The organism is Streptomyces sp. NPDC003032, assembly GCF_053591415.1.
On sequence record NZ_JBSFTT010000031.1, the window covers coordinates 34961 to 60841 of the forward strand.

Genomic DNA, 25881 nt, shown 5'->3' on the forward strand with positions numbered 1-25881 from the left:
CCGCGGTTGTCGTCACGACGCTCGCCGCCACGGAAACCACCCGACGGACGGTCGTCACGACGGAAGCCGGAGCCGGAGCCCGAGCCGCCACGGTCGCCGCCCGAGGGACGGTCGTCACGGCGGAAGCCGGAGCCACCGCGGTTGTCGTCACGACGCTCGCCGCCACGGAAACCACCCGACGGACGGTCGTCACGACGGAAGCCGGAGCCGGAGCCCGAGCCGCCACGGTCGTTGCGGTCGCGGTTGAAGCCGCCACGGTCGCCACCCTCACGGCGGTCGCCGCCACGGAAGCCGGAGCCACCACGGTCGTCACGACGCTCGAAGGAACGGCCACCGCGGTCGTTGCCACGGTCGCGGTTGAAGCCGCCACGGTCGCCACCCTCGCGACGGTCGCCGCCACGGAAGCCGGAGCCACCACGGTCGTCACGACGCTCGAAGGAACGGCCGCCACGGTCGTCACGGCGCTCACGCTCGTAGTTGCCGCGCTCGTCGCGCTGCGGACGACGGTTCTCGTACGAGGACGAGGAAGAGGAAGAGGACGACGAACGCTCGTCGCGAGCGGGGCGCTCGGCGCGCTCGGCGGTCGGCTGCTCCGGGACGGACGCGGCGGCGGCCTCGACGACGGCCTCGGCGGCCGCAGCGGTGGCCTCGGCGATCGCGGCCTCCGGGTCCTCGCCACGCTCACGGGCGGCACGCGCGGTGAGGCGGTCGGCCTCCTCGCGCAGCTCGGCGGCGCGGCGCTGGGCGCGCTCCAGCTCCTTGGTGAGGTCACGGACCTCACGCTCGGCCTGGGTCGCGGCGTTGCCCGCGGAGTCGGCCTGCACCTCGGTCATGGAGCGGGCGCCGGTGATCTCGGCGACCTCCGGGTCGAAGGTGCCGCCGCCGTTGATGATGTGGCGCGTGGCGTCGACGCCCGCGTCCTCCATCAGGCGGAAGATCTGGCGGCGCTGGTGCGGCAGCGACAGGGAGACGACCGTGCCGGAGCGGCCGGCACGCGCGGTGCGGCCGGAGCGGTGCAGGTAGTCCTTGTGGTCGCCGGCCGGGTCCACGTTCAGGACCAGGTCGATGCCGTCGACGTGGATGCCGCGCGCGGCGACGTCGGTGGCGACGAGGGCGTTGACGTAGCCCTTCTTGAAGTCCTCCAGGACGCGCGTACGAGCGCCCTGCGTCATGCCGCCGTGCAGCGCGTCGGCCTTCACACCGGAGTCGCAGAGCTGCTCGGCGATGCGGTCGGCGCCCAGCTGGGTGCGGACGAAGATGATCGTGCGGCCCTTGCGCGCGGCGATGGCGGCCGTGACGGGCGCCTTGTCGCGGGGCTTCACGATCAGGATGTGGTGCGTCATGGTCGTGACGTTGCCCTGGGCGCTGTCGACCTCGTGCGTCACCGGGTTGGTCAGGTAGCGCTTGACCAGCGTGGAGATCTCGTTCTCCATCGTGGCCGAGAACAGCATGCGCTGGCCGCCGGACGGAACCTGGTCGAGCAGCTCGGTGACCTCGGGCAGGAAGCCCAGGTCGGACATCTGGTCGGCCTCGTCGAGAACGGCGATCTGGGTGTTCTCCAGCGAGCAGGCGCCGCGGCTGATGATGTCGCGCAGACGGCCCGGGGTGGCGACGAGGATGTCGACGCCGCGCTCAAGGGCGTAGATCTGGTTGCCCATGGACGTACCGCCGCAGACGACCTTCATCTTCAGGCCGAGCACGTCGCCGTAGGGCTGGAGGGCGTCCGCGACCTGCATCGCCAGCTCGCGGGTCGGGGTGAGGATGACGCCGCGGGGCTTCTTCTTCTCCGTGCGGCCGCCCTCGGCGAGCGTCGCCAGCATCGGCAGGCCGAAGGAGAGGGTCTTGCCGGAGCCGGTACGGCCACGGCCGAGGATGTCCTTGCCGGCCAGGGCGTCCGGGATGGTCGCGGCCTGGATCGGGAAGGGCGTGGTCACGCCGTTCTGCGCGAGCTTGCGGACGATGCCCTCGGGCAGACCGAGGTCGGTGAAGGTCATCTCGGGCTCGGCGTCGGCGTCGGCCTCGACCTCGGCGTCAGCCTCGGCAGCGGCCTCGGTGACGTCCTCGGACGCGACGACGATCTCGGCGGCGGCGGTCTCGGCGACCTCCACAGCGGCGACGGTCTCGATGGTCTCGTCGGTCTCGGCGGCGGCCTCCACGGCCTCGCTCTCGACGGCCTTGACGGCGTCGGCAGTCTCGACGATCTCGACGACCTCGGCGGTCTCAACGACCGCGGCGGTCTCGGCGACGACAGCCGTCTCGACGATCACGTTCTCGTCGTTCTCGGGCAGGACGGCCTGGTCAGAACTGAAAATGGACATACGAAATGCGAAACCTTCCGGAGTTTCGGCACGCGCCCGTCAACTCCGTGATTTCGCAATGGACCGCCTCGATGCGGTCAGCCACGGCAAGGGAGAGTACGCGCCACGCGGCGCTCTTCTGTGTCGGCGCCGGGCAAGTGGTATCAAACGATCTACTACCATACGCACCCCCCGCCCCATATGGCAAACCGCCCCCCGCCGACCCCCTCCCACCTGCGCAAACGTATGCATACGTGGGTCCGGTTCCGCCCGCGACCGACCGCGACCGACCACCGTCGGCAGCTACCGCGGCCCCGCCTCGGGCGACGGCTCGCGCTCCGCGATACCCGCGTCCCGCCGCTGCAGCTGCGCGCCCTGCCCCGGCCCGTCGTGCGCCGACGAAGAGGGCTCCGGAGTGGTCGGGACCGGCGTCGGGCTCGGCGTGGGCTTCGGCGGCTCGGGCTCCTCGCTGGACCGCGTGGGGGTCGGCTTCGGCCGGGTCGGTGTGGGCTTGCTGGGTCCGCCCGGCTTCGTCGGCCTCACGGGGTCCGGAGCGGAGGCGGACTCCGACGGCTTCCTGCCCCCGGCGGGCGACTCGTCACCCGCCGGGGCACCGTCGCCCCCGCCCGCGCGCCCGCCTCTGCCCTTGCCTCTGCCCTTGCCTTTGGCCTTGCCCTTGTCCTTGCCCTGCCCGCGCTCGCCTCCGACCGCGACGTCGTCGCCCCGGGTCACCGGCTTGCCGTCGGACGCGGCCGCGCCTTCGCGGTCCCCCGAGGAGTGCCCGGGCCGCGGCGCGTTCCCGTCGTCACTGATGCTCATGCAGCCCGCGGTCGCCGCGACGGCCACCGCGACCGCGGCCCAACGGACGGGAACGTACAACTGACGCACGGCCGAGCACCTCCTGAGGCGCTGAGAATCGGGACACCCTGTCCAACTCCCCTGGCCCGCAAGAGGACACGGACGTCATCCCCGCACCCGCTCGCCCGGCCTGCTCACCCATGCCCGCTCACCCGTATCCGCTCACCCGTATCCGAGCGCGTGCAGCCGGGTGTCGTCGATCCCGAAGTGGTGCGCCACCTCGTGCACCACCGTGATCTCCGTCTCGGCGACCACCTCCTCGCGCGACTCGCACATCCGGAGCGTGGGCCCCCGGTAAATGGTGATGCGGTCCGGCAGGACGCCCGCGTACCACTCACCCCGATCGGTCAGCGGAGTCCCTTCGTACAGCCCGAGCAACTCGGGATCGTCGGCGGGCGGCTCGTCCTCGACAAAAACGGCCACGTTGTCCATCAACCGCGTCAACTCCGGCGGAATCCGGTCAAGAGCCTCGCCGACCAGTTCCTCGAACTCCTCGCGCGTCATCTCCAGCACACCCCCATTGTCAGCCACGCCGCCGCCCCCGTCAGGGCATACCGATCTCCGCAATTGGGCATACGGGACCAATGGCTCACGCCTTCATGGTCGTTCCCCGAGGCGTACGAAGGGCAGCAGCAGCCCTCGTAGGCCACTACCGCACTCGCCGCGGGCACCCGGCCGGCGAACTGGTGAGTCCACCGCACCCGTACACCCGCGCCCTCGGCCTCGTGGCCGTCGTACTCCTCGGCGCCTGGCTCGGCCTGCTGATCGTCGGCAGCGTGCGCGCGCCGGTCGGTCCCATGGACACCCGGATGACGCTCCGCCCGTCCCTGACCGGCGGTACGAAAATCAACGTCTCCCCGCTGGGGGCCCTGGAGCTGCGCTCCCACACGGCCCCCATCCGCCTCGACGTGGACGTCGACCGCCTGGACCCGGTGCGCTCCCAGGCCCTGGTCGACCACCCCGAGCGGCTCGCGGGCCTCCAGGACGAGGTCGCGCGCGACGTCGGCCACGGCACGCTCGACCTCGCGGTGCGCTCCTGCGTCGCCGTCGTCTCGGGCGCCACCGCACTCGGCCTCGCCGTCTACCGCCGCCCGCGCCGCGCGCTCGCGGCGGGCGGTCTGGCGCTCGCCCTGCTCGCGGCGTCGGGCACGGCCGCGTACGCCACCTGGAACCCCAAGTCGGTCCTGGAGCCCAAGTTCTCCGGCCTCCTCAGCAGCGCGCCCTCCGTCGTCGGCAACGCCCGCAGCATCGTGTCCGAATTCGACATCTACCAGCAGGAGTTGGCCCGTCTGGTCACCAACGTCACCAAGCTGTACGACGTGACGTCCACGCTCCCCGCGTACCAGCCGGACCCCACCACCATGCGGGTCCTGCACGTCTCCGACATCCACCTCAACCCGGCGAGCTGGAAGATCATCGCCTCCCTCGTCGAGCAGTACGACATCGACGTCATCGTCGACTCCGGCGACACCATGGACCACGGCTCGGCCGCCGAGAACGCCTTCCTCGACCCCATCGAGGAACTCGGCGCCCCCTACGTGTGGGTGCGCGGCAACCACGACTCGTTCACCACCCAGCGGTATCTGGAGCGCTTCAAGAACGTCCACGTGCTCGACGACGGCAAGGCGGAGACCGTCGCCGGCCTGCGCTTCGCCGGGATCGGCGACCCGCAGTACACCCCCGACCGCTCGGAGAAGGCGGACGGCGACTCGGTCCAGCACCTGGCCGGCATCCGCCTCGCGTCGGCCCTGCGCGCCGAGCGGGCCGCCGGCACCCCGGTCGATGTGGCGATCGCGCACAACCCGACGGCGGCACGTCAGACGGACGGCGAGGTGCCGCTGGTCCTCGCAGGGCACGTCCACCACCAGGAGATGGAGGTCATGGACGGAGGGACGCGGCTGCGCATCGAGGGCTCGACGGGCGGCAGCGGGCTGCGGGCGGTCGAGGGCAAGTACCCCGATCCGGTCGAGGCGTCCGTCCTCTACCTGGACCGCACGAGCAAGCGGCTGCAGGCCTGGGACGAGATCAGGCTGGGCGGGCTCGGCCTGACGAAGGCGGAGGTCAGCCGCCATCTGCCCAAGGAGAACCAGCCTGGCGCGACGCCTTCGCCGACGGCACCTTCTGCCGCTCCCGGCTCTTGACCGGGTGGCCTTCCGGTCGGTCTTCCGTTCGGCCTACCGGGCGGTCTTCCGGGGAGCCCGCCCCGGGGCGCCGATAAGTGTTTTGGCGATACCTCTCCGCATCCCATATGCTTCTCACGTCCCCGACGCGCTGCAAAGCGCCCAGGCGGGCCCTTAGCCCTCATCGTCTAGTGGCCCAGGACGCCGCCCTTTCAAGGCGGTAGCACGGGTTCGAATCCCGTTGGGGGCACGTAACACCTTGTGCGAGACTAGTGCTCGCACAATGCTTGGTCCTGTGGAGCAGTTTGGAGTGCTCGCCACCCTGTCAAGGTGGAGGCCGCGGGTTCAAATCCCGTCAGGACCGCTTGCGATTCCTTGTGGGTCGCGTGGCTGGGTAGCTCAGTTGGTACGAGCGATCGCCTGAAAAGCGATAGGTCGCCGGTTCGATCCCGGCCCCAGCCACCTCACCGAAGGCCCCGTCCCCTGGACGGGGCCTTCGCCGTTTCCCACTCGCCCGCCGGGGGGGCTCACGCCGAGTCAGGCCGCCGCATGGGCCGCCGCAGCCACCCGTCCCCCCGGATGCCGGTGCCGCCACACCCAGAACACCGCGCAGGACAACAGCGCCCACCCCCCGAGCACCAGAAACGGAAACGCGTGCTGGTGCCCGCCGAAGTACACCGCCGTGTGCTGCGCGTTGACGGACGCCCCGGGCGGCAGCCACTGCCCGATGTGCCCCAGCACCGAGGGGAGCAGCGGCCACGACACCGCACCCCCGGACGACGGGTTCCCGAGGAGCACCATCAGGCCCCACGTCGGCAGCATCGCCCAGCGTCCGAACATCGTGTTGAACATCGAGAAGACCATCCCGGACGCGAACATCGTCAGCGCCAGGATCAGCCACGACTCCACGAACGGCAGATCCACCGCCCCCAGCCACCAGTCGACGACCGCCGCGATGACGAACGCCCCGAGCAGCGCGTACAGCGCCGTGAACCCGATCCGCTCCGCCGGGTTCAGCCCCCGCGCGTGCACGCTCAGCTGGATCGCCCCGACGAAGCCGATGATCACCGCCGCCAGGGAGATGTAGAAGATGGCGAGCCCCCGGGGATCGCCGTCCTGCAGCGGATTGATGTCCCTCACCGTGACCGGGACCCCGACCTTCTCGCCCACCTTCGGCGCGGTCTCCGCGAACACCTGCGCGACCGAGGCGCCGGACGCCCCGGAGACGTCCAACGTCACCTTCTCGTCGCCCACGTCGAAGATCGCGAAGACCTTCTGCTCCTCCACGTCCCGCCGGGCCCCGGCAATACTGTCGTACCGCCGCACCTCCAGCGACGCGTTCAGCGCCTTCTCCATGCCGTCGAGGAAGGCCTTGCCGTGCGCCGCGTCCGGCGAGCCGACGACGGCCGTGGGGACGTGGTGGGGCGTCGGGTTCGCCATCGAGTACGTGTACGAGCCCGCGAAGAGGCCCGCGGCCGCCGCCAGGATGAAGACGAGCACGATCGCGGGCAGAAACGGCGACTGCTTGAAGACGTCCCACCGCTCACCGGGGGTGGGCACCCGCCCGTGCGCGCCATGCGCCCCGTGCGCCCCATGCGCGCCACCCGCGCCGTGCGGATGCTGACTCTGCTGTCCCGGCTCATGATCAGGCATACGAATACGCTAAACCACATATAAGCGACCTACGCGCCCAGTAGCTGACGAACTCACTCAGTAGCCGACGAAACGGACTTCCCCCTCCGTCGCCATCCCCGCACCGCAAGCCCCGCCCCCACCAGCACCACGACCCCGATCAGCAGCACCGAGTCCGGCACGGCCCTGCCGACGCCCCCGGCCCACTGCTCCACCGCGAACGAGTCGTCCACGTCCAGGAGACCCGGCAGCGCGGTCGTACCGTCGTAGGCGAGGAAGAGCGCCCCGAGGCCGACGAAGAAGAGCCCGGAGAGCAGCGAGGTCGTGTGCAGCTCGAAGCGGCCGACGCGGAAGGTCCGCCCCCGCAGCCACCTCCGCCGCCCCAGGTCGAACCGCTCCCAGAGCAGCGCGAGGAGGAAGAGCGGCACGGCCATGCCCAGCGCGTAGACGGCGAGGAGCAGTCCGCCGTACACAGGGCTCCCGCTGACCGCCGCGACCGTCAGGACGCTGCCGAGGATCGGGCCCGCGCAGAACCCGGCGAGTCCGTACACCGCTCCCAGCGCGTACACGGAGACCGCGGTCGTCGGCCGGATGCGGCCCGACAGCTCCGCGATCCTGCGCGAGGCGAACCCCATCCCCACGATCTGGAGCACCCCGAGCCCGATGATCAGCCATCCGGCGACGAGCACCAGCTGGTCGCGGTGGCCGAAGAAGAACCGCCCGGCGTAGGACCCGGCCGCGCCCAGCGGCACCAGGGTCGTGGCGAGACCGACGTAGAAGATGCCGGTCCGCGCGACGAGGCGGGAGGTGGAGTCGATCGAGTACGCGAAGAAGGCGGGCAGGAGCAGCGCGCTGCACGGACTGACGAGAGCGAGCAGCCCGCCCAGGAACGCGGCGAAGTACCCCACATCGGTGGTCACTCCGAACCGCCCTTGCCGCCCGCGGAACCGGCCGCGCGCCCCGCACTCTTGGCCGCCACCTCGATCGCCTGGTCGAAGACCTGGTCCGGCTGAGCGCCCGAGATGGGCCGCCCGTTGACGAGGAAGGACGGCGTCGAGGTGGCGCCGAGGCCGTACGCCTCCTCCTGGTCCTTCTTCACGGCCGCCCCGGCCGCGTCGCTCCCGGCGTCGCGTACGAAGCGGTCGACGTTCTTGACGCCCGCCTCCTGGGCGAGTTCCTTCAGCCGGCTCTCGCCGAAGCCCTTCTCCTTGGAGCCCTCGGCGTACGCGGCCTCGTGGAACTGCCAGAAGCGCCCCTGCTTCCCCGCCGCCCACGCGCCGCGCGCGGCCCGCTCGGAGTCCTCGCCGAAGATCGGGAAGTTGCGCCACTCGATGCGCAGGACGCCTTCGTCGACGTACTTCTTCACGAGGCCCGGCTCGGTGTCGCGGGCGAACTTTCCGCAGAACCCGCACTTGAAGTCGGCGTACTCGACCATCACGACGGGCGCGTCCGCGCGGCCCTGCGCGAGCGGGTCCCCGGCGTCGCGCCGCGCGAGCTTCTCCAGCTCGGGGTGGACACCGGCCCGCAGCTCGGCGGAGACGTCCGCGGCGGGCCCCTCCTTCGCGGTGACCGAGGAGGGGGCGTCGGGCTTGGTGGCGCTGTAGGAAGCGGCGCCGAGCAGCAGCGCGGCGAGGGCCACGCCCGCGCCGATGGCGATGTTCTTCTTTTTGTTGTTGTCGCTCTTGGGCATCGAGAAGTTCTCTCTGTTCCTGTACGTGTACGTGGTGGAAGGGACCCCGGGTACGGAGGCCTCTACACGCGCAGGATCGAGAGATCCCCAGGGGAAGGCGGCGTGAGCGGCGGCGGCCCGCGCTCCGGCGTCAGCAGCGGCACCGTCTGCCCGACGCCCCACGCGCCGGACGCGGCATGGGCCTGGTGCAGGGCGGGCAGCAGCTCGTACGCGGAACTGGAGCGCGGCGGGGCCGCGGGAGCCTGACCGGCGTCCGGCTGGGCGCCCTTGCCGCAGCCGGGCACCCCGGCGGACTCCACGGCCTGCACCGAAACGACCTGCACCGACGCCGTCGGCTTCACCACCGGTTCCGCGGCCACCGCGGGCCCGCAGAACCCCCCGAGCACGACCAGCAGCACCGCCACCAGGGGGCACCACGGCGTACGCGCACGGGACAACATGCCCGGAATCGTACGTGCCGGGGCGCACCGCCCGGGAAATCGGTTCGCCACCGCCGAGCGGCGGGTGAGATCCTGGACGGCGTATGTCTACGCAGCCCGCCCTCACCCTCGACACCCTCGCCCCCCGCCTGACCGAGCTCTCGCTGCGCGACGAGCACCGGATCGGCCGCCGGCTGGAGGGTGCCCGCCGCATCCGCAAGCCCGAGGCCCGTGCCGCCGTCCTCGCCGAGATCGCGGCGGACGTGGAGAAGGCCGCGGCGCGGATGGCCGAGCGCGGCTCCCGCGTGCCCGCGATCACGTACCCCGAGCAGCTCCCGGTCAGCCAGAAGAAGGACGACATCGCCGCCGCGATCCGCGACCACCAGGTCGTCATCGTCGCGGGCGAGACCGGTTCCGGCAAGACCACGCAGATCCCCAAGATCTGTCTGGAGCTGGGCCGGGGCGTGCGCGGCATGATCGGCCACACGCAGCCGCGCCGCATCGCGGCCCGTACGGTCGCCGAGCGCGTGGCCGAGGAGATGGACACACCGCTGGGCGAGGCCGTCGGCTGGAAGGTCCGCTTCACGGACCAGGTCAATCCGGAGGGCACGTTCGTCAAGCTGATGACGGACGGCATCCTGCTGGCCGAGATCCAGACGGACCGCGAGCTGCGCGCGTACGACACGATCATCATCGACGAGGCCCACGAGCGCTCGCTCAACATCGACTTCCTGCTCGGCTATCTGGCCCAGCTGCTGCCCAGGCGCCCGGACCTGAAGGTCGTCATCACGTCGGCGACGATCGACCCCGAGCGGTTCTCGCGGCACTTCGGGAACGCCCCGATCGTCGAGGTAAGCGGGCGCACGTTCCCGGTGGAGGTGCGCTACCGGCCCCTTCTCGAAGAGGACGGCGACGACTCCGACCGCGACCAGATCACCGCGATCACGGACGCCGTCGAGGAGCTCCAGGCGGAGGGCAAGGGAGACATCCTCGTCTTCCTCTCCGGGGAGCGCGAGATCCGTGACACGGCGGACGCGCTGAACAAGAAGAACTACCGGTTCACGGAAGTCCTGCCCCTCTACGCCCGCCTCTCGCACGCGGAGCAGCACCGCGTCTTCCAGCAGCACACGGGCAGACGCATCGTCCTCGCGACGAACGTCGCCGAGACCTCCCTGACCGTCCCGGGCATCAAGTACGTGATCGACCCGGGCACGGCCCGCATCTCCCGCTACAGCCACCGCACCAAGGTGCAGCGCCTGCCCATCGAGGCGATCAGCCAGGCCAGCGCCAACCAGCGCAAGGGCCGCTGCGGCCGTACGTCGGACGGCATCTGCATCCGGCTGTACAGCGAGGACGACTTCGTCTCCCGCCCCGAGTTCACGGACGCGGAGATCCTCCGTACGAACCTCGCCTCCGTCATCCTCCAGATGACCGCGGCCGGCCTCGGCGACATCGAGAAGTTCCCCTTCATCGACCCGCCGGACCACCGCAACATCCGCGACGGCGTCCAGCTCCTCCAGGAGCTCGGCGCGCTGGACCCGACGCAGAAGGACCCGAAGAAGCGCCTCACCCAGCAGGGCCGCAAGCTGGCCCAGCTGCCGGTGGACCCCCGTCTGGCCCGCATGGTCCTGGAGGCCGACAAGAACGGCTGTGTGCGCGAGGTCATGGTGATCGCGGCGGCGCTCTCCATCCAGGACCCGCGCGAGCGCCCGGCGGAGAAGCAGGCGCAGGCCGATCAGCAGCACGCCCGCTTCAAGGACGAGACCTCCGACTTCCTGGCCTTCCTCAACCTGTGGCGGTACGTCCGCGAGCAGCAGAAGGAGCGCGGCTCCTCGGCCTTCCGCCGCATGTGCAAGGCGGAGTACCTGAACTTCCTGCGGATCCGCGAGTGGCAGGACATCTATACGCAGCTGCGTACGGTCGCCAAGCAGCTGGGCATCCACCTGAACGAGGACGACGCCCCCGAGGACCGCGTCCACATCTCGCTCCTGGCCGGTCTGCTCTCCCACATCGGGATGAAGGACGTGAAGGAGTCGAAGGACAGCAAGGAGAAGGACCCCAAGCAGCGCGGCGGCGGCCGTAACGAGTACATCGGCGCCCGCAACGCCAAGTTCGCGGTCTTCCCCGGTTCGGCGCTCTTCAAGAAGCCCCCGCGCTTCATCATGTCCGCCGAGCTGGTCGAGACGTCCCGCCTGTGGGCGCGCGTCAACGCGCGGATCGAGCCCGAGTGGGTCGAGCCGCTCGCCGAGCACCTGCTCAAGCGCACGTACAGCGAGCCGCACTGGGAGAAGGACGCGGCGGCCGTGATGGCGTACGAGAAGGTGACGCTGTACGGCGTCCCGATCGTCGCCCAGCGCAAGGTGAACTACGGCCGGATCGACCCCGAGGTCTCCCGCGACCTGTTCATCCGCAACGCGCTCGTCGAGGGCGACTGGCGCACGCACCACAAGTTCTTCGCCGCCAACCGCAAGCTCCTCACCGAGGTCGAGGAGCTGGAGCACCGCGCGCGGCGCCGCGACATCCTCGTCGACGACGAGACCCTCTTCGACTTCTACGACCAGCGGGTCCCCGAAGACGTCGTCTCGGGCGCCCATTTCGACTCCTGGTGGAAGAAGCAGCAGCGGGAAGAGCCCGAACTGCTCGACTTCGAGCGGTCGATGCTCATCAACGAGAAGGCGGGTGACGTCTCCAAGGACGACTACCCCGACTCGTGGCGTCAGGGGCCGCTGAAGTTCCGGGTGACGTACCAGTTCGAGCCGGGCGCGGACGCGGACGGCGTCACGGTCCACATCCCGCTCCAGGTGCTGAACCAGGTCACGGACGAGGGCTTCGACTGGCAGATCCCGGGTCTGCGCGAGGACGTGGTCATCGAGCTGATCCGCTCCCTGCCCAAGCCGATCCGGCGGAACTACGTCCCGGCGCCGAACTTCGCGAAGGCGTTCCTGGAGCGCGCTGTTCCCCTCCAGGAGCCGCTGCACGTCACGCTGGCGCGTGAGCTACAGCGGATGGTCGGTGTGCCCGTCACGCCCGACGACTTCGATCTGACGCGCGTACCCGACCACTTGAAGATCACGTTCCGGATCACCGACGAGCGGCGTCGCAAGCTCGCCGAGGACAAGGACCTCGAAGCGCTCAAGCTGCGGCTGAAGCCGAAGGCCCGCCAGGCGCTCTCGCAGGCGGCCGCGGCGACCGCCGAGCGGACGGGCGGCGCGGCCGTGGAGCGCGCGGGACTTACGGACTGGACCATCGGCACGCTCAGCCGCGTCTTCGAGACCCGACGGGCGGGGCAGCCGGTGAAGGCGTACCCGGCCCTCGTGGACGACGGCGACACCGTCTCCGTACGCCTCTTCGATACCGAGGCGGAGCAGCGGCAGGCGATGTGGCGTGGCACGCGCCGGCTCATCCTGCGCAACATCCCGGTCAATCCGGGCAAGTTCGCCTCGGACAAGCTGACCAACCAGCAGAAGCTTGCCCTGTCGGCGAATCCGCACGGCTCCATGCAGGCGCTCTTCGACGACTGCGCGATGGCCGCGGCGGACAAGCTGATCGCGGACTTCGGCGGGCCCGTCTGGGACGAGGAGTCGTACCGCAAACTGTTCGACAAGGTGCGTGCGGAGATCGTCGACACCACCGTGCGGGCGGTCGGCCAGGTGCAGCAGGTCCTCGCCGCGTGGCAGGCCTGCGAGCGGCGCCTGAAGTCGACGAAGAGCGCGGTGCTCCTCCCCAATCTGTCGGACGTGCGGGAGCAGCTGAACTCCCTCATCAAACCGGGCTTCGTGACGGAGACGGGGCTGCGGCGTCTGCCGGACCTGATGCGGTACATGGTGGCGGCGGACCGGAGGCTCCAGCAGATGCCTACGAACGTCCAGCGGGACACCACGCGCATGGCGAAGGTCCACGAGATGCGGGACGAATACCTGTGGCTCCTCGAACAGCTGCCGTCGGGCCGGCCCGTGCCCCAGGAGGTCCTGGACATCCGCTGGATGATCGAGGAGCTCCGCGTCAGCTACTTCGCGCACGCGCTGGGCACGGCGTATCCCGTCTCGGACAAGCGGATCGTGAAGGCCATCGACGCGGCGACGCCGTGATCACCCCGGCACGCAGGGTGAGTTCGACCGCCGGGCCTGCGCTGCTGTAGAGTCCTGTCTCGCAGCACAACGCACCAGCAAGTGCCGCAGAGCAAGGTCCTGTGGAGCAGTTTGGAGTGCTCGCCACCCTGTCAAGGTGGAGGCCGCGGGTTCAAATCCCGTCAGGACCGCAGTAGGAAAGGCCCCGCAACCCACGTGGATGCGGGGCCTTTCGCATGCCCGCTCCCCGTCACCCCCGACCCGCCGGATCCGGCCCGTTCTCGTGTTCGCGTCTTGACTGCGTCACATTCCGCCGGTACCCCAGACAGCAGGGAGCCGGCGGCAGGCTCCCCGGGAGGTGACGCATGTCTGCTTCTTCCGCGTCCGCGCGGCACGAGACGCGCGCACTGCTGCGCGCACACCTCGCGGCGGCCACCAGCTACCGCCACCTGACGCGACACTGCCCCATCTGTCACCGGCTGCTGAGGCTCGCCCTGGAGCCCTCTCAGCGCCGCCCCGGCGAGCGCGAGGCATCCGAGGGCGGCTTCGTCCGCGAGGGCGCCGTACGCGGCGACGACAGTGACAGCGGCGGGGAACCGGGTGAGGACGAAAGTCCCCCCGGCACATGACCAAAGCCCCGCCGAAGCCCCTTTAGCGCAGGGGCAACGCGCGCAACAAGCCACTCGGCATGTGACGGGTGTCACCGAATCAGTTTGAGGAACGGCCGAACTTACACCCTCCCTACAACCAGTCAATTTAATATGTGCAATTGCACTATCCCCGGGGCGCGCCCCAGGACACCCGCCCACGCCCCTCCAAGGGCTCCCCGGGGAGCAACAAGGGCGCTCATATCCCCGCCCACCAGGGCCTCTTCAGCGCACAAAAAGATCGCGCTGGACCCGGCGGAGTCCAGCGCGATCTGACGACGCACCCATGCGGCTCAGGCGTGGATCCCGTTGGGGCGGGACCCTTGTCGTGTGTAGCTATATGTCGGACGTACGGCCAGGTTGGGGGACCTGGCAGCAGTGGTGCTCTTCGCCCGAGTTGTGCGGGTTACTGCTGGTTGAGCGGTAGTTCAGGCCTCGCTGCGCTGCTGCGGGATACCCGCGAGCAGTGCGCGGACCTCAGCCTCGCGGTAACGGCGGTGTCCGCCGAGCGTGCGAATCGACGTGAGCTTGCCAGCCTTGGCCCAGCGCGTCACCGTCTTCGGGTCGACGCGGAACATCGTGGCGACCTCAGCCGGGGTCAGCAGCGGCTCGGCATCAGGGGTGCGAGCGGTCATGAGCGGCCTCCTCGGGAGAACCGAACCTTCTCGGTTCATTCCTCTAAATTCTGCACCTTGACCCGCGTTGCCCGAAATGGCGGACGCGAGTCGAGTCGGTTATAGGACGAACGGCTTGTCCTCGGCACTACAACTACACCATCCGTCCAGCCACGTCGGCCAAACCGATGGAATTGCCCTCCCAGGTGTTCATCACCGACGGAAGCCGATGGACCATGCCATAGCGGACAGTCACGCCACAGTGACGATCAGTCACAGAGCGATCAGGAGTCAACAGACCCCCCGTATAGCGTGCAATGCTGAGCAATCCGCCCACACTTGGGCGGAAGGAGCCCTCCCCGGACTCCTTGTCCTATTTTGGCACGAGGAGGGGCGATGGGCGCAAGAGCGCGGTAAAGTGCGTTCCGTCACGCTTGAGGCAAAGGCCCGTATCGGGACCTACGTCCCGCGTCCGGCCCTCAGTTGGCGAACTGAAGGTCCCGCACCGCCCGCCAGCGCTCCACGAGCCTCGCATACGCCTCGCCGGCCCCCTCGCCGTCGCCGTCGCGCAGCGCCTCGATCCCCTCGGCGACATCCGCGGCCGAGTGGTCCCCGTCCAGTTCGTCGGCGGCCACGGCGTGCACGAGGCCGCCGTAGTCGAGCTCGACCAGGGAACGCGGGTGGAACTCCTCCAGCCACCGGCCGACGTCCACCAGCCCCTCGATGAGCGGCGCCTCGTCCAGGGCGTCCCGCAGCGTCTTGAGGGCGCGCGCGACCCGGCGGCGGGCCTGCACCATCGGGGTGCGGTAGCGCAGCACGGGCGGCTTCTCGTCCCTCCCATAGCTCCGCTCCTCGTCGGAGACGAGCACGAACCAGTGCAGCGGCACCTGCCACGTCGACGTACGGATCCAGGGGCGCGCGTCGGGGTTGCGGGCCAGCCACTGTTCATAGTCCGCGGCCGTCTGGCGGCGGAGCACCGGGGGGAGCACCGCGTCGAGGACCGGCGTGGGCAGCTGCCCCGCCAGTTCACCCATGGCCTGCCAGCCGCGCAGCCGGGTCCGCCACGGGCAGACGCACAGCACCCCGTCGGTCTCCAGGACGAAGGCGTCGCTGCTCTCGTGCACCGGCACCGGGACGGGCGGCGTGGGCACCAGGTCCGCGAGCGAGCGGCGGAGTTCGTCCTGGTACGAGGGGCGGTCGGAGCGGCGGGCGTAGCGCGCCCAGTGGTCGCGTTCCGGCTGGGGGAAGGCGGCCAGGGGCTCATAGACGCGCAAGTAGGACGCGTACGGGACCGTCACCGATGACACCTTGGGCACGGCTGCCCCCTCCCCCGCGTACAGGCCGGAAAACACTGATGATCGTGCCATGGCTGAACCGGACGGTGGACAGGCTCTAGTCTCATGCCCATCGGGCCCCCGCCACCCGCACGGGAGCCCGCCCATCGCCGCTATTCGACCGGGAGTCACCACAGTGACCGCAGCAGACAACGGCGTCCTGCACACCCTGTTCCACTCGGACCAGGGCGGCCATGAGCAAGTAGTGCTCTGTCAGGACCGCGCCAGTGGCCTCAAGGCCGTCATCGCCCTCCACTCCACCGCCCTCGGCCCCGCCCTCGGCGGCACCCGTTTCTACCCGTACGCGAGTGAGGAAGAGGCCGTCGCCGACGCGCTGAACCTCGCGCGCGGCATGTCGTACAAGAACGCCATGGCCGGGCTGGACCACGGCGGCGGCAAGGCCGTGATCATCGGCGACCCCGAGCAGATCAAGAGCGAGGCCCTGCTCCTGGCCTACGGCCGCTTCGTCGCCTCGCTCGGCGGCCGGTACGTGACGGCCTGCGACGTCGGTACGTACGTCTCGGACATGGACGTCGTCGCCCGCGAGTGCCGCTGGACCACCGGGCGCTCCCCGGAGAACGGCGGCGCCGGTGACTCCTCCGTGCTCACCGCCTACGGCGTCTTCCAGGGCATGCGGGCCTCGGCCCAGCACCTGTGGGGCGACCCGACGCTGCGCGGCCGCAAGGTCGGCGTCGCGGGGGTCGGCAAGGTCGGGCACCATCTGGTCGAGCACCTCCTGTCGGACGGCGCGGAGGTCGTGATCACCGACGTGCGCGAGGAGTCCGTGGACCGGATCGTCCACAAGCATCCGTCGGTGACGGCCGTGGCGGACACCGACGCGCTGATCCGCACCGAGGGTCTCGACATCTATGCCCCCTGCGCGCTCGGCGGTGCCCTGCACGACGACTCCGTGCCCGTGCTGACCGCGAAGGTGGTGTGCGGGGCCGCCAACAACCAGCTCGCGCACCCGGGCGTCGAGAAGGACCTCGCCGACCGGGCGATCCTCTACGCGCCGGACTACGTGGTGAACGCGGGTGGCGTGATCCAGGTCGCCGACGAGCTGCACGGCTTCGACTTCGACCGGTGCAAGGCGAAGGCCACGAAGATCTTCGACACCACGCTCGCAATATTCGCTCGCGCAAAGCGGGACGGCATTCCGCCGGCCGCGGCGGCCGACAGGATCGCCGAGCAGCGGATGGCCGACGCGCGCTGACGCACCGCCCCCCCCCGATCAGCGGTGGAACCGATCTTCCGCAGCTGATCGGAGCTTTGACAGGGCCCCGCCGACATATTGGGGAGACAAGACTCACCCCCGTCGGCGGGTCGCTCCGCAAGAAGAGGTTAAAATCGCAGTTGACCAGCGAGGACGGGGCTCCTCGCGGGTTCTGCGCCGAGGCGCGTCCTGCGGGCGACGTACCGTATGGCCGCAGGAGCAGGTACCGTGGAAGCCCTACGGACCGGTCTCTCCGAGGAGAGTCCGTTCCAGATCATGAACGCGTGTCAAGACTCTGGGGCCGTCGAGCCCCGTATCCGAGGGGGTCGAGCCATGGGGCGCGGCCGGGCAAAGGCCAAGCAGACGAAGGTCGCCCGCCAGCTGAAGTACAGCAGCGGCGGGACTGACCTGTCGCGTCTGGCCAATGAGCTGGGCGCTTCGACTTCGCAACAGCCGCCGAATGGCGAGCCGTTCGAGGACGACGACGAGGAAGACGACCCGTACGCCCAGTACGCGGATCTGTATAACGACGACGACGATGAGGACTCGGCCGACGAGTCCGGTCCGTCGTCGCAGCGCCGCGGCGCTTGACCTCGTTGTAGCGACTGCACTTCACCCGGTCCGGGGTGGTCACCACACCGGACCGGGTTTTGTGCTGCTCCGAGCTCTTACCGCTTCGCGTAGTCACCGGTCAGGGCCGCGCCCGTCGTGTGCTCGCCGCGCTCGGTGATCTCGCCGGCGACCCAGGCGTCCACGCCGCGGTCGGCGAGGGTGGCGAGCGCCGCGTCCGCCGACTCCTCGGGGACGATCGCGATCATGCCGACGCCCATGTTCAGCGTCTTCTCCAGCTCCAGGCGCTCGACCCGGCCGACGGTGCCGACCACGTCGAAGACCGCGCCCGGGGTCCAGGTCCCGCGGTCGACGATCGCGTGCAGGCCGTCCGGGATCACCCGGGCGAGGTTGGCCGCGAGGCCGCCGCCGGTGATGTGGCTGAAGGCGTGGACGTCCGTGGTGCGGGTGAGCGCCAGGCAGTCCAGGGAGTAGATCTTGGTGGGCTCCAGGAGCTCCTCGCCGAGCGTGCGGCCGAACTCCTCGACCTGGCGGTCCAGGGCCCACCCGGCGCGGTCGAAGACCACGTGCCGCACGAGCGAGTACCCGTTCGAGTGAAGACCGGACGACGCCATGGCGATGACCGCGTCACCCTTACGGATGCGATCCGGGCCGAGCAGGCGGTCGGCCTCGACCGCGCCCGTGCCGGCGCCCGCGACGTCGAAGTCGTCGGGGCCGAGCAGGCCCGGGTGCTCCGCCGTCTCGCCGCCGACGAGGGAGCAGCCCGCGAGGACGCAGCCCTCGGCGATGCCCTTCACGATGGCGGCGACGCGCTCGGGGTGGACCTTGCCGACGCAGATGTAGTCGGTCATGAAGAGCGGCTCGGCGCCGCACACGACGATGTCGTCCATGACCATCGCGACGAGGTCGTGGCCGATCGTGTCGTAGACGCCCATCTGCCGGGCGACATCGACCTTCGTACCGACGCCGTCGGTCGCGGAGGCGAGCAGGGGGCGCTCGAAACGCTTGAGGGCGGAGGCGTCGAAGAGCCCGGCGAAGCCGCCGAGGCCGCCGAGGCCCGCGACCTCGGGACGCTGGGTCTTCTTGACCCACTCCTTCATCAGCTCGACGGCGCGGTCGCCCGCCTCGATGTCGACGCCCGCGCTTGCGTAGCTGGCACCAGTGGTCTCAGACATGACGGTGAGAACTTTCGTGTCGTACTGCGTGGGGTCTTACGGGCGACGGATCGCGTCGGCGGCGGCGGTGCCCGCCGGGCCCGCGGCCAGTTCCGTCTCCAGAAGCTGCTTGCCGAGCAGCTCGGGGTCCGGCAGGTCCATCGGGTACTCGCCGTCGAAGCAGGCGCGGCAGAGGTTCGGCTTGTCGATGGTCGTGGCCTCGATCATGCCGTCGATGGAGATGTACGAGAGGGAGTCGGCGCCCATGGAGGAGCCGATCTCCTCGATGGTCATGCCGTTGGCGATGAGCTCGGCGCGCGTCGCGAAGTCGATGCCGAAGAAGCACGGCCACTTCACGGGCGGGGACGAGATCCGGATGTGGATCTCGGCGGCGCCGGCCTCGCGGAGCATCTTGACCAGGGCCCGCTGGGTGTTGCCGCGGACGATCGAGTCGTCGACGACCACCAGGCGCTTGCCCTTGATGACTTCCTTGAGCGGGTTCAGCTTGAGACGGATGCCGAGCTGGCGGATCGTCTGCGAGGGCTGGATGAACGTACGTCCGACGTAGGCGTTCTTGACCAGGCCCGCGCCGAAGGGGATGCCGGAGGCTTCCGCGTAACCGATCGCGGCGGGGGTGCCGGATTCGGGGGTCGCTATGACGAGGTCGGCGTCGGCCGGGGCCTCCTTGGCGAGCTTGCGGCCCATCTCGACACGCGAGAGGTAGACGTTCCGCCCGGCGATGTCCGTGTCGGGACGCGCGAGGTAGACGTACTCGAAGACGCAGCCCTTGGGCTTCGCTTCCGCGAATCGGGAGGTGCGCAGGCCGTTCTCGTCGATGGCGACGAACTCGCCCGGCTCTATCTCGCGGACGTAGGCGGCACCGCAGATGTCGAGCGCCGCGGACTCCGAGGCGATGACCCAGCCGCGCTCAAGGCGGCCGAGGACCAGCGGGCGGATGCCCTGCGGGTCGCGGGCCGCGTACAGCGTGTGCTCGTCCATGAAGACGAGGGAGAATGCGCCCTGGACCTGCGGGAGGATCTTGGCCGATGCTTCCTCGATGGTCAGCGGCTTGCCGTCGTCGTCGGTCTGGCCCGCGAGGAGAGCCGTCACCAGGTCGGTGTCGTTGGTCGCGGCGACCTGGGTCGCGCGGCCGTTCTCCTTGGGCAGTTCGGCGACGAGCTCGGCGAGCTGGGCCGTGTTGACGAGGTTGCCGTTGTGCCCGAGCGCGATGGAGCCGTGCGCGGTGGCACGGAACGTCGGCTGGGCGTTCTCCCAGACGGAGGCACCGGTGGTCGAGTAGCGGGCGTGACCGACCGCGATATGACCCTGGAGCGAGCTGAGAGAGGTTTCGTCGAAGACCTGGGAAACGAGGCCCATGTCCTTGAAGACGAGGATCTGGGAGCCGTTGCTGACCGCGATTCCCGCGGATTCCTGGCCCCGATGCTGGAGGGCGTAGAGCCCGAAGTAAGTGAGCTTTGCGACCTCTTCGCCCGGGGCCCAGACACCGAAGACGCCGCAAGCGTCCTGGGGGCCCTTCTCGCCGGGAAGCAGATCGTGATTGAGTCGACCGTCACCACGTGGCACATCATCGAGTGTAGGCGAGATCGACCACTGGTCCGAATTGGGGATGCGGGCCCTGTACGGACCGTGACGGTGGTGGCTCCGGGCGAGTACGAACCCCGTGTGAACAAATGCGGTCATTCGTTGACTCGTCCATGTGTGCTCGGCCAGGCTCCCGGCCATGCAGCCCCTCGGTGACCCGACGGTCACGCTCGTGGAGCGCCGCCACGTCGACCTGGTCCGTGTCGCGAGCGCGATCTGTCGCGCTGCCTGAACGCACCCCTCCCCTTCACTTCCCCCTGGGCACGTGACGCCGTGACGCGCCGTGCCCCGTTCAGGAGCGCGCTGTGTCCTCGACCTCGACCCCGTACAAATCCAAGCTGTCCCGGCGTGCCTTCGGGGGCGTCGTGGGTGCCTCGGCGACCGCCGCCGCGGTCGGGCTTCCGGCCTCCGCCGCACAGGCCGCGCGCGGGCCCCGGGAGCGCCCCTTCCGTGCCGCCGCGCGCCGGGGCGCCAAGCGGCCCAACATCCTCTTCATCCTTGGCGACGATCTGGGCTGGGCCGATCTGTCCTCGTACGGGTCGCCGCACATCAAGACACCGAACCTGGACCGGCTCGCCCGCCAAGGGGTCCGGTTCACGGACGCCTACGCCGGGTCCGCGACCTGCTCGCCCACCCGCTTCAGCCTCTACACCGGGCGCTTCCCGGGACGTACGAAGGGCGGCCTCGCGGAGCCCATCGCGGACAAGTCCGTGGGGCTCGAACCGACGCACCCCACGCTCGCCTCACTGCTGCGCGACGCCGGGTACGCGACCGCGTTGATCGGCAAGTGGCACTGCGGTCATCTGCCGGACTACTCCCCCACCCGGTCCGGCTGGGACGAGTTCTTCGGGAACTTCGGCGGGGCCCTGGAGTACTACTCGAAGCTGGGGCTCGGCGGGGAGTACGACCTCTACGAAGGCGGTGTCCGGGAGGGCGACGCCGAGTACAAGGACCTGCGGTACTACACGCGCGTCCTGACCGAGCGCGCGAGCGACTACGTACGGCGCGACCACGGGGACAAGCCGTGGCTGCTGAACCTCAACTTCACCACGCCGCACTGGCCCTGGATCGCGGACGGTGACAAGGAGGAGAGCGCCGAGATCGTACGGAGGATCGAGGCGGGCCGGAAGGGCGCGCTGTGGCACCAGGACGGCGGCTCCGTCGAGAAGTACACGGAGATGGTGCAGGACCTGGACCGGTCGATCGGTGAAGTGCTGCGCGCCTTGCGCGAGTCGGGCCGGGAGCGGGACACCCTGGTGTTCTTCGCGTCCGACAACGGCGGCGAGCGCTTCTCGTACAACTGGCCGCTGTCCGGCAACAAGGGGTCGCTGAAGGAGGGCGGCATCCGGGTGCCGACCCTCGTGCGGTGGCGCGCGCGGATCGACGGCGGGCAGGTCAGCGACGTGCCCGTCTACACGCCCGACTGGACGGCCACGCTCCTGGAGATCGGCGGGGCGCGGCCGAGTCCCTCGCATCCGCTGGACGGCGTCAGTCTCGCGCCGTATCTGCTGAAGGGTGAGGAGCCCGGCGAGCGCGAGCTGTTCTGGCGGGTGCGTGGCGAACGGGCGCTGCGGCGCGGTGACTGGAAGTACTACCGGGGGGCCGGCGGCGCCGACCAGCTCTTCCACCTCTCCGAGGATCAGCGGGAGCAGGCCGACCGGGCACGGGCCGAGCCGAAGCGGCTCGCCACGCTGAAGGCGGCCTGGGAGAGGACCGACGCCACGTTGCTGCCGTATCCCGGACCCGGGGCCTGAGCGCCGTAGAGCTACTTCTTCGCGTCCTTCTTGTCCTTCGTGCCCTTCGTGCCCTTCGTGTCGGCGCTCGCGTTGATCACTGTGCCGTTGGCGGCGGTGAGCTTGAGGCTGTCCTGCTTCACCTCGTAGCGCGCCGTGCCGTCGAAGAGCTTGAGCAGTTCGCGCTCAGTCGTCATCGCGTCGCCCGGGCACATCTTCCGGGTGGTGGCGGGGGCGCCGAAGGTGATGCGGCCGTCCTTCGCCTCGGCCTTGGCGGTGACGTCGTTGCAGCCGAGGTTGCCGCGGACCCTGCCGTCCTCGCCGAAGGTGAGGTGGGCCTTGTCGGCCACGTCCTTCGGCAGGGGTGCGGCGCTCTTGGCGTCGCCCACGGCGCTCACCGTCCACTTGGTGCCGGTGAGCGGGGCGTCGGGCTCATCGGGGCGTGAGGTGAGGTCCACGTGGTCTCCCTTGGCGGTGGTGAGCGTCATCCGGTCGCCGTCGAGCTTCGCGGTGAGCTTCTGCTTGCCGAGGGCGCGCAGGAGGTTCTTCTCGAACTTCATGCGGCCGTCGTCCGTGCAGGCCCTCTTGGTCAGCAGGGGCTCGCCGAAGTCCAGGGTGTCGCCCTTGATCGACACGTCCGAGCCGACGTGGTTGCAGCCGTAACTGCCGCTGGCCCGCCCGTCCTTGCCGATCTTGAGGTAGGCGTCTTCCGGGGCGTCGTGCTTCTCACCGCCCAGGGTGAGGCTGTCGACGTGCCACCGGACGCCGGTGATGGGCAGCTCGGACTTCACGGAACGGCCGCCGGAGCCGCCTTCGGAGCCGGCTCCGGACTCGGTGCCGCATGCGGTGAGCAGCAGCCCGGCGGAGGCCAGCGCGGTCAGGGTCAGGGTCAGACGTTGCGTGTGCATGGCGATGGGACGGGACAAGTGGGGGTGTCGGTTCCATCCGGCCCCCGGTCGGGTCGGCCCGTGATCGGGTCGGCCCCGGGCCGGGTCGGCGTCCGGCCGGGGCGGCGTCCGGCCGGGTCAGCCCATGATTGGAAGCAGTCCCGACAGGTCTGCCCGCTCCCCGCTCGCGCTCACCTGTGCCGCGTCCAGGGCGTCGGCCCAGTCCGTACGTCCGGTGGCGAGGCGGATCCAGGTCAGCGGGTCGGCCTCGACGACGTTCGGCGGCGTTCCGCGGGTGTGCCGCGGGCCCTCGACGCACTGCACCACCGCGTACGGCGGAATCCGCACCTCCGTCGATGCTCCCGGCGCCTTCACCGCGAGCGCGTCCGCGAGCAGGCGGGCGCAGGCGGCCAGGGCCTGACGGTCGTACGGGACGTCGAGACCCGGCACGGCGTCGTTCAAGTCGTCGGTGTGCACGGTCAGTTCGACCGTGCGGGTGACCAAGAAGTCGCCGAGGGTCATGGCGCCGAAGCGGGAGGGCACCAGGCGTTCGTCGGATGCGGCGGCCAGCGACGCCTCGATGTCGGTGAACGTACGCGTGTACAGCGCGTCGAGTTCCGTGCCCGCGCTCTCCGCGATGGCGCGGGTGTCCTCGTCGACCTGGGCCGCGGCGGTGACGGTCGCGAACGGCCAGTCCATGAGCGTCACTTCGTGCTTGGCCGGTTCCGGCAGGCCGAGGTAGCGGTGGACGGTGCCGAGCACCATCGCGATATGGGCCGCCAGTTCGTGGACGGTCCAGTCGCCGAGCCGGGTCGGGCGGGCGAGCTGCTCGGGCGTGAGGGTGCGCACCGCCTCCCGTACGTTGCCGAACTGGGCGAGCACGGCGGTGCGGATCTTGGCGGAGTCGTACGAACGCGTGCGCTTCTTGGCCGGTGGCATGGTGGCGAGCCTAGGCGTTTCCGGGGTAGCCCTGAAGTCCCTTTTCCACCAGGTCGAAGGCGCGTCCGGCGAGGGCCGCGCAGTCGTCCGCCATGTCGTCGGCCTTGTCGCCCGCGACGAGCCGGCGGTGGTTCTCCAGGATGACCGCGTCCCGCGCGGCGACGAGCTGGTGGGCGGCGACGCCCGCGAGCAGCCGGTCGCCCGTCTCCTCGGCGAGCACCTCGGCGAGCAGTTCGACGCCGCGCAGCTGGAAGAGCAGCACCCGGCGGGACAACGCGGGCGTGTCGTCGATGAGTTGGCGCAACTGGAGCAGGCGCGGGTCGTCGGAGAGGCCGATCGAGGGGTCGCGGTCGGCGACCTTGGCCAGGAACTGGCGGCGCAGCGCGGCGACCGCGGACTCGCCGGGCTCACGTGCGCGCACCGCTTCGGCGGCGTCGGCGACATGCTCCTCCATGGGGCCGAGGAGCACATCCTCCTTGGTGCCGAAGTAGTTGAAGACCGTCATCTTCGAGACCTCCGCGGCGGCGGCGATCTCCGCGACGGAGACCTTGTCGTAGCCGCGCTCCAGGAAGAGGTCGAGCGCGGCCCGCCAGATCCGGCGGGCGGTCTGCCGCTTCTTGCGCTCACGCAGCCCCAGAGTTTCCTCGACCATGGTCGTACTGTACCAGGATGAATTTTTGCCTCGGTCAAATTACTGCTCCGGTCAGGGCCGTGAAGACCTCCCGACCCGCCGGGACCCCGACCCCGCGCCAGCTGAACGGCACGCCCCGGGCCACGTTCAGGTCGGGGCCGTCCATCAGCTGGAAGTGCAGATGCGGCTCGGTGGAGTTCCCGGAGTTGCCGCAGCTTCCCAGGCGCCGCCCGGCCGTGACCTTGTCGCCCGCCCGGACGGTGAGCGAGCCCTGCTGGACGTGCGCGTACAGGGCGTACGTGCCTCCGCCGAGGTCGAGCACCATGTGGTTGCCGACGACGCGGCGCGGGCCGCCGAGGGTCCTGCCGACCCCCTCGACGAAGAAGAAGTACAGCAGGGCGAGGAGCGAGTTGCGGCTGAGGTGGTCCCGCTGGCCGTCCTCCGCGTGAACGACGGTGGCGTCGCCGACGGCGAGCAGCGGCGCCCCGAAGGCGGGGAAGGCGCGGTTGCCGCGCACGACCGGCCAGAGCCAGGCGAAGGCCGGGCGCGTGGGCCCCTCCTCCGGCTCGGCCACGATGTCGATGGCGTAGGTCTGCCCGAGGCTGTGCGTGCCGTGGCTCGGCACCTTGTCGGCGGGGCTGTTCAGCGCGGACCAGCGGCCGGTGACCGGCGGTTCGACCTCGACGGCCGCCGGGGGCTCCGCCCCGATCTCCCGGTTGACGGACCGGCGCCGGACGAAGGCGAGGACGATGACGCCGACGATCGGGATCCACCCGGCCCAGTACGGGTACGGCAGCTCCACGAAGAATCCGGCGACCACCTGGCCGAAGACGTACAGCACCAGCAGTCGCTGAAGCACCGCGGTGGTCTTGCGCAGACGTACGGACATGTCGTTCCCTCTGTGACGATGTGACGGATCGCGCCCCTGGGACGGGCTGGCTCAAGGCCGCGTGGCGGACAGCACCACAAGGAGCGGCACCACGCGGCCCGCCGGCACCTCGTAGCGGCCGCGCCCCTGGGTGTGCAGCCAGCCCGCGCCGGTCAGTTGGCGCAGGTGGTGGTAGATCTGGCCGGTCGTGCCGACGTCGTCGAGCGCGCTCAGCTCGGCCGCGGTGCGCAGCCCGCCGAGGACCTCCCGCAGCAACCGCAGCCGCACCGGGTGCCCGAGCGCGGCGAAGGACTCGGCGGCCTCGGACCAGTCGTCGCCGAGGAGTTGCTCGGTGGTGTGGCCGTACTGCCACTCGTACCGCCCCCCGGTCGGCAGCCGCACCGCTCCGGTGAAGGCCACCCCGCCATCGGGTACTTCGGACTCCGGCAGCCTCGCCTTCAGCGCCTCCAGCGCCCAGAAGTCGCTCTCGCGAATGGGGGGCGCGGTGGTCTCCGCGCCTTCCAGTGCCGCCATGCGCCGCTCCAGCTGGGCGACGCGCTCTTCCAGATCCATGCATGGAGGTTACGTAATTACGTAATTACTGGC

Annotated in this window: 23 protein-coding genes and 4 tRNA genes; 11 read left to right on the forward strand and 16 right to left on the reverse strand. The window is 70.2% G+C overall.

Annotated elements, in window-relative coordinates; genetic code table 11:
- From ACWDZ7_RS32965 to ACWDZ7_RS32975, 3 genes are all read right to left on the reverse strand, one after another.
- Nucleotides 1-2318: DEAD/DEAH box helicase (locus ACWDZ7_RS32965; protein ID WP_451802107.1), on the reverse strand; the 2318-nt coding region annotated here is incomplete at its 3' end.
- Between the two features lie 282 nt (nt 2319-2600).
- Nucleotides 2601-3185, reverse strand: a complete 585-nt coding sequence (locus ACWDZ7_RS32970) for a hypothetical protein (RefSeq protein ID WP_451802109.1) — start codon at nt 3183-3185, stop codon at nt 2601-2603.
- Nucleotides 3186-3317: 132 nt separating this feature from the next.
- Entirely contained in the window at nt 3318-3668 is a 351-nt protein-coding gene (locus ACWDZ7_RS32975; protein ID WP_451802197.1) for a metallopeptidase family protein, read from the reverse strand.
- Between the two features lie 86 nt (nt 3669-3754).
- Between ACWDZ7_RS32975 and ACWDZ7_RS32980 the strand changes: the two genes are divergently transcribed.
- From ACWDZ7_RS32980 to ACWDZ7_RS32995, 4 genes are all read left to right on the forward strand, one after another.
- The gene (locus ACWDZ7_RS32980; protein WP_451802199.1) at nt 3755-5296 is read left to right on the forward strand and encodes a metallophosphoesterase family protein; all 1542 of its coding nucleotides are present in this window, start codon (nt 3755-3757) and stop codon (nt 5294-5296) included.
- Between the two features lie 156 nt (nt 5297-5452).
- Nucleotides 5453-5525: transfer RNA gene (locus ACWDZ7_RS32985), tRNA-Glu, on the forward strand.
- 39 nt (nt 5526-5564) lie between these two features.
- A tRNA-Asp gene (locus ACWDZ7_RS32990) sits at nt 5565-5639 on the forward strand.
- Between the two features lie 24 nt (nt 5640-5663).
- Nucleotides 5664-5737 (forward strand) — tRNA-Phe (locus ACWDZ7_RS32995).
- Nucleotides 5738-5812: 75 nt separating this feature from the next.
- Here ACWDZ7_RS32995 and ACWDZ7_RS33000 read toward each other — a convergent pair.
- The 4 genes from ACWDZ7_RS33000 to ACWDZ7_RS33015 all read right to left on the reverse strand — a co-directional run bounded on the left by ACWDZ7_RS33000 (nt 5813) and on the right by ACWDZ7_RS33015 (nt 9037).
- Nucleotides 5813-6928 (reverse strand): ABC transporter permease, encoded by a 1116-nt coding sequence (locus ACWDZ7_RS33000; RefSeq protein WP_451802110.1) that lies wholly within the window; start codon nt 6926-6928, stop codon nt 5813-5815.
- A gap of 53 nt (nt 6929-6981) precedes the next feature.
- Nucleotides 6982-7827 (reverse strand): cytochrome c biogenesis CcdA family protein, encoded by an 846-nt coding sequence (locus ACWDZ7_RS33005; RefSeq protein ID WP_451802111.1) that lies wholly within the window; start codon nt 7825-7827, stop codon nt 6982-6984.
- Nucleotides 7824-8597 carry a DsbA family protein gene (locus ACWDZ7_RS33010; RefSeq protein WP_451802112.1) on the reverse strand — a complete coding sequence of 258 codons (774 nt, stop codon included), beginning with the start codon at nt 8595-8597 and terminating at the stop codon, nt 7824-7826. Before ACWDZ7_RS33010 ends, ACWDZ7_RS33005 begins: the two co-directional genes overlap by 4 nt.
- A gap of 62 nt (nt 8598-8659) precedes the next feature.
- Nucleotides 8660-9037, reverse strand: a complete 378-nt coding sequence (locus tag ACWDZ7_RS33015; RefSeq protein WP_451802114.1) for a hypothetical protein — start codon at nt 9035-9037, stop codon at nt 8660-8662.
- Nucleotides 9038-9120: 83 nt separating this feature from the next.
- On the opposite strand from ACWDZ7_RS33015, the gene hrpA reads away from it, so the two are divergent.
- The 3 genes from hrpA to ACWDZ7_RS33030 all read left to right on the forward strand — a co-directional run bounded on the left by hrpA (nt 9121) and on the right by ACWDZ7_RS33030 (nt 13712).
- Nucleotides 9121-13104 carry an ATP-dependent RNA helicase HrpA gene (hrpA, locus tag ACWDZ7_RS33020; protein ID WP_451802116.1) on the forward strand — a complete coding sequence of 1328 codons (3984 nt, stop codon included), beginning with the start codon at nt 9121-9123 and terminating at the stop codon, nt 13102-13104.
- Nucleotides 13105-13199: 95 nt separating this feature from the next.
- A tRNA-Asp gene (locus ACWDZ7_RS33025) sits at nt 13200-13274 on the forward strand.
- A gap of 174 nt (nt 13275-13448) precedes the next feature.
- Entirely contained in the window at nt 13449-13712 is a 264-nt protein-coding gene (locus tag ACWDZ7_RS33030) for a DUF6274 family protein (protein ID WP_451802117.1), read from the forward strand.
- 446 nt (nt 13713-14158) lie between these two features.
- Here ACWDZ7_RS33030 and bldC read toward each other — a convergent pair whose 3' ends face one another.
- Together bldC and ACWDZ7_RS33040 are read right to left on the reverse strand one after the other, a co-directional pair.
- Nucleotides 14159-14365, reverse strand: a complete 207-nt coding sequence (bldC, locus tag ACWDZ7_RS33035) for a developmental transcriptional regulator BldC (RefSeq protein WP_003949541.1) — start codon at nt 14363-14365, stop codon at nt 14159-14161.
- A 458-nt stretch (nt 14366-14823) separates the two neighbouring features.
- On the reverse strand, nt 14824-15660 hold the full coding sequence (locus ACWDZ7_RS33040) for a hypothetical protein (RefSeq protein WP_451802119.1): 837 nt from the start codon (nt 15658-15660) through the stop codon (nt 14824-14826).
- A gap of 154 nt (nt 15661-15814) precedes the next feature.
- Here ACWDZ7_RS33040 and ACWDZ7_RS33045 point away from each other — a divergent pair, with 154 nt between their 5' ends.
- The gene (locus ACWDZ7_RS33045; protein ID WP_451802120.1) at nt 15815-16891 is read left to right on the forward strand and encodes a Leu/Phe/Val dehydrogenase; all 1077 of its coding nucleotides are present in this window, start codon (nt 15815-15817) and stop codon (nt 16889-16891) included.
- Nucleotides 16892-17224: 333 nt separating this feature from the next.
- Complete coding sequence (locus ACWDZ7_RS33050; protein ID WP_451516233.1) at nt 17225-17482, forward strand: DUF3073 domain-containing protein; 258 nt, start codon at nt 17225-17227, stop codon at nt 17480-17482.
- A gap of 77 nt (nt 17483-17559) precedes the next feature.
- Here ACWDZ7_RS33050 and purM read toward each other — a convergent pair whose 3' ends face one another.
- Together purM and purF are read right to left on the reverse strand one after the other, a co-directional pair.
- Nucleotides 17560-18636 (reverse strand): phosphoribosylformylglycinamidine cyclo-ligase, encoded by a 1077-nt coding sequence (gene purM, locus ACWDZ7_RS33055; RefSeq protein ID WP_451802122.1) that lies wholly within the window; start codon nt 18634-18636, stop codon nt 17560-17562.
- 36 nt (nt 18637-18672) lie between these two features.
- Nucleotides 18673-20199 carry an amidophosphoribosyltransferase gene (purF, locus tag ACWDZ7_RS33060; RefSeq protein ID WP_451516231.1) on the reverse strand — a complete coding sequence of 509 codons (1527 nt, stop codon included), beginning with the start codon at nt 20197-20199 and terminating at the stop codon, nt 18673-18675.
- A gap of 157 nt (nt 20200-20356) precedes the next feature.
- On the opposite strand from purF, the gene ACWDZ7_RS33065 reads away from it, so the two are divergent.
- Nucleotides 20357-20449 (forward strand): putative leader peptide, encoded by a 93-nt coding sequence (locus ACWDZ7_RS33065; RefSeq protein ID WP_451516230.1) that lies wholly within the window; start codon nt 20357-20359, stop codon nt 20447-20449.
- A 73-nt stretch (nt 20450-20522) separates the two neighbouring features.
- A complete protein-coding gene (locus tag ACWDZ7_RS33070; RefSeq protein WP_451802124.1) occupies nt 20523-21971 on the forward strand; it encodes a sulfatase-like hydrolase/transferase in 1449 nt (482 codons plus the stop codon).
- 11 nt (nt 21972-21982) lie between these two features.
- Here the strand turns inward: ACWDZ7_RS33070 and ACWDZ7_RS33075 are convergent, their stop codons facing one another.
- The 5 genes from ACWDZ7_RS33075 to ACWDZ7_RS33095 form a co-directional block, all read right to left on the reverse strand.
- Nucleotides 21983-22858, reverse strand: a complete 876-nt coding sequence (locus ACWDZ7_RS33075; protein ID WP_451802125.1) for an META domain-containing protein — start codon at nt 22856-22858, stop codon at nt 21983-21985.
- 117 nt (nt 22859-22975) lie between these two features.
- Nucleotides 22976-23776: a sterol carrier family protein gene (locus ACWDZ7_RS33080; RefSeq protein WP_451802127.1), complete on the reverse strand. Its 801-nt coding sequence runs from the start codon at nt 23774-23776 to the stop codon at nt 22976-22978.
- A gap of 10 nt (nt 23777-23786) precedes the next feature.
- Entirely contained in the window at nt 23787-24428 is a 642-nt protein-coding gene (locus ACWDZ7_RS33085) for a TetR/AcrR family transcriptional regulator (RefSeq protein WP_451802129.1), read from the reverse strand.
- Between the two features lie 34 nt (nt 24429-24462).
- Nucleotides 24463-25296 (reverse strand): M23 family metallopeptidase, encoded by an 834-nt coding sequence (locus ACWDZ7_RS33090; RefSeq protein ID WP_451802130.1) that lies wholly within the window; start codon nt 25294-25296, stop codon nt 24463-24465.
- A 51-nt stretch (nt 25297-25347) separates the two neighbouring features.
- Nucleotides 25348-25848, reverse strand: coding sequence for an ArsR/SmtB family transcription factor (locus tag ACWDZ7_RS33095; RefSeq protein ID WP_451802132.1), 501 nt, complete (start codon nt 25846-25848; stop codon nt 25348-25350).
- Between the last annotated feature and the right edge of the window lie 33 nt (nt 25849-25881).

Excerpts from the sequence above, each read along its gene's own strand:
- ACWDZ7_RS32980 (WP_451802199.1), top strand. The coding sequence starts at position 3,755 with ATGGTCGTTCCCCGAGGCGTACGAAGGGCAGCAGCAGCCCTCGTAGGC.
- ACWDZ7_RS33000 (WP_451802110.1), bottom strand. The coding sequence starts at position 6,928 with ATGCCTGATCATGAGCCGGGACAGCAGAGTCAGCATCCGCACGGCGCG.
- ACWDZ7_RS33010 (WP_451802112.1), bottom strand. The coding sequence starts at position 8,597 with ATGCCCAAGAGCGACAACAACAAAAAGAAGAACATCGCCATCGGCGCG.
- ACWDZ7_RS33015 (WP_451802114.1), bottom strand. The coding sequence starts at position 9,037 with ATGTTGTCCCGTGCGCGTACGCCGTGGTGCCCCCTGGTGGCGGTGCTG.
- hrpA (WP_451802116.1), top strand. The coding sequence starts at position 9,121 with ATGTCTACGCAGCCCGCCCTCACCCTCGACACCCTCGCCCCCCGCCTG.
- ACWDZ7_RS33030 (WP_451802117.1), top strand. The coding sequence starts at position 13,449 with ATGTCTGCTTCTTCCGCGTCCGCGCGGCACGAGACGCGCGCACTGCTG.
- bldC (WP_003949541.1), bottom strand. The coding sequence starts at position 14,365 with ATGACCGCTCGCACCCCTGATGCCGAGCCGCTGCTGACCCCGGCTGAG.
- ACWDZ7_RS33050 (WP_451516233.1), top strand. The coding sequence starts at position 17,225 with ATGGGGCGCGGCCGGGCAAAGGCCAAGCAGACGAAGGTCGCCCGCCAG.
- purM (WP_451802122.1), bottom strand. The coding sequence starts at position 18,636 with ATGTCTGAGACCACTGGTGCCAGCTACGCAAGCGCGGGCGTCGACATC.
- ACWDZ7_RS33065 (WP_451516230.1), top strand. The coding sequence starts at position 20,357 with ATGCAGCCCCTCGGTGACCCGACGGTCACGCTCGTGGAGCGCCGCCAC.
- ACWDZ7_RS33075 (WP_451802125.1), bottom strand. The coding sequence starts at position 22,858 with ATGCACACGCAACGTCTGACCCTGACCCTGACCGCGCTGGCCTCCGCC.
- ACWDZ7_RS33080 (WP_451802127.1), bottom strand. The coding sequence starts at position 23,776 with ATGCCACCGGCCAAGAAGCGCACGCGTTCGTACGACTCCGCCAAGATC.
- ACWDZ7_RS33085 (WP_451802129.1), bottom strand. The coding sequence starts at position 24,428 with ATGGTCGAGGAAACTCTGGGGCTGCGTGAGCGCAAGAAGCGGCAGACC.
- ACWDZ7_RS33090 (WP_451802130.1), bottom strand. The coding sequence starts at position 25,296 with ATGTCCGTACGTCTGCGCAAGACCACCGCGGTGCTTCAGCGACTGCTG.
- ACWDZ7_RS33095 (WP_451802132.1), bottom strand. The coding sequence starts at position 25,848 with ATGGATCTGGAAGAGCGCGTCGCCCAGCTGGAGCGGCGCATGGCGGCA.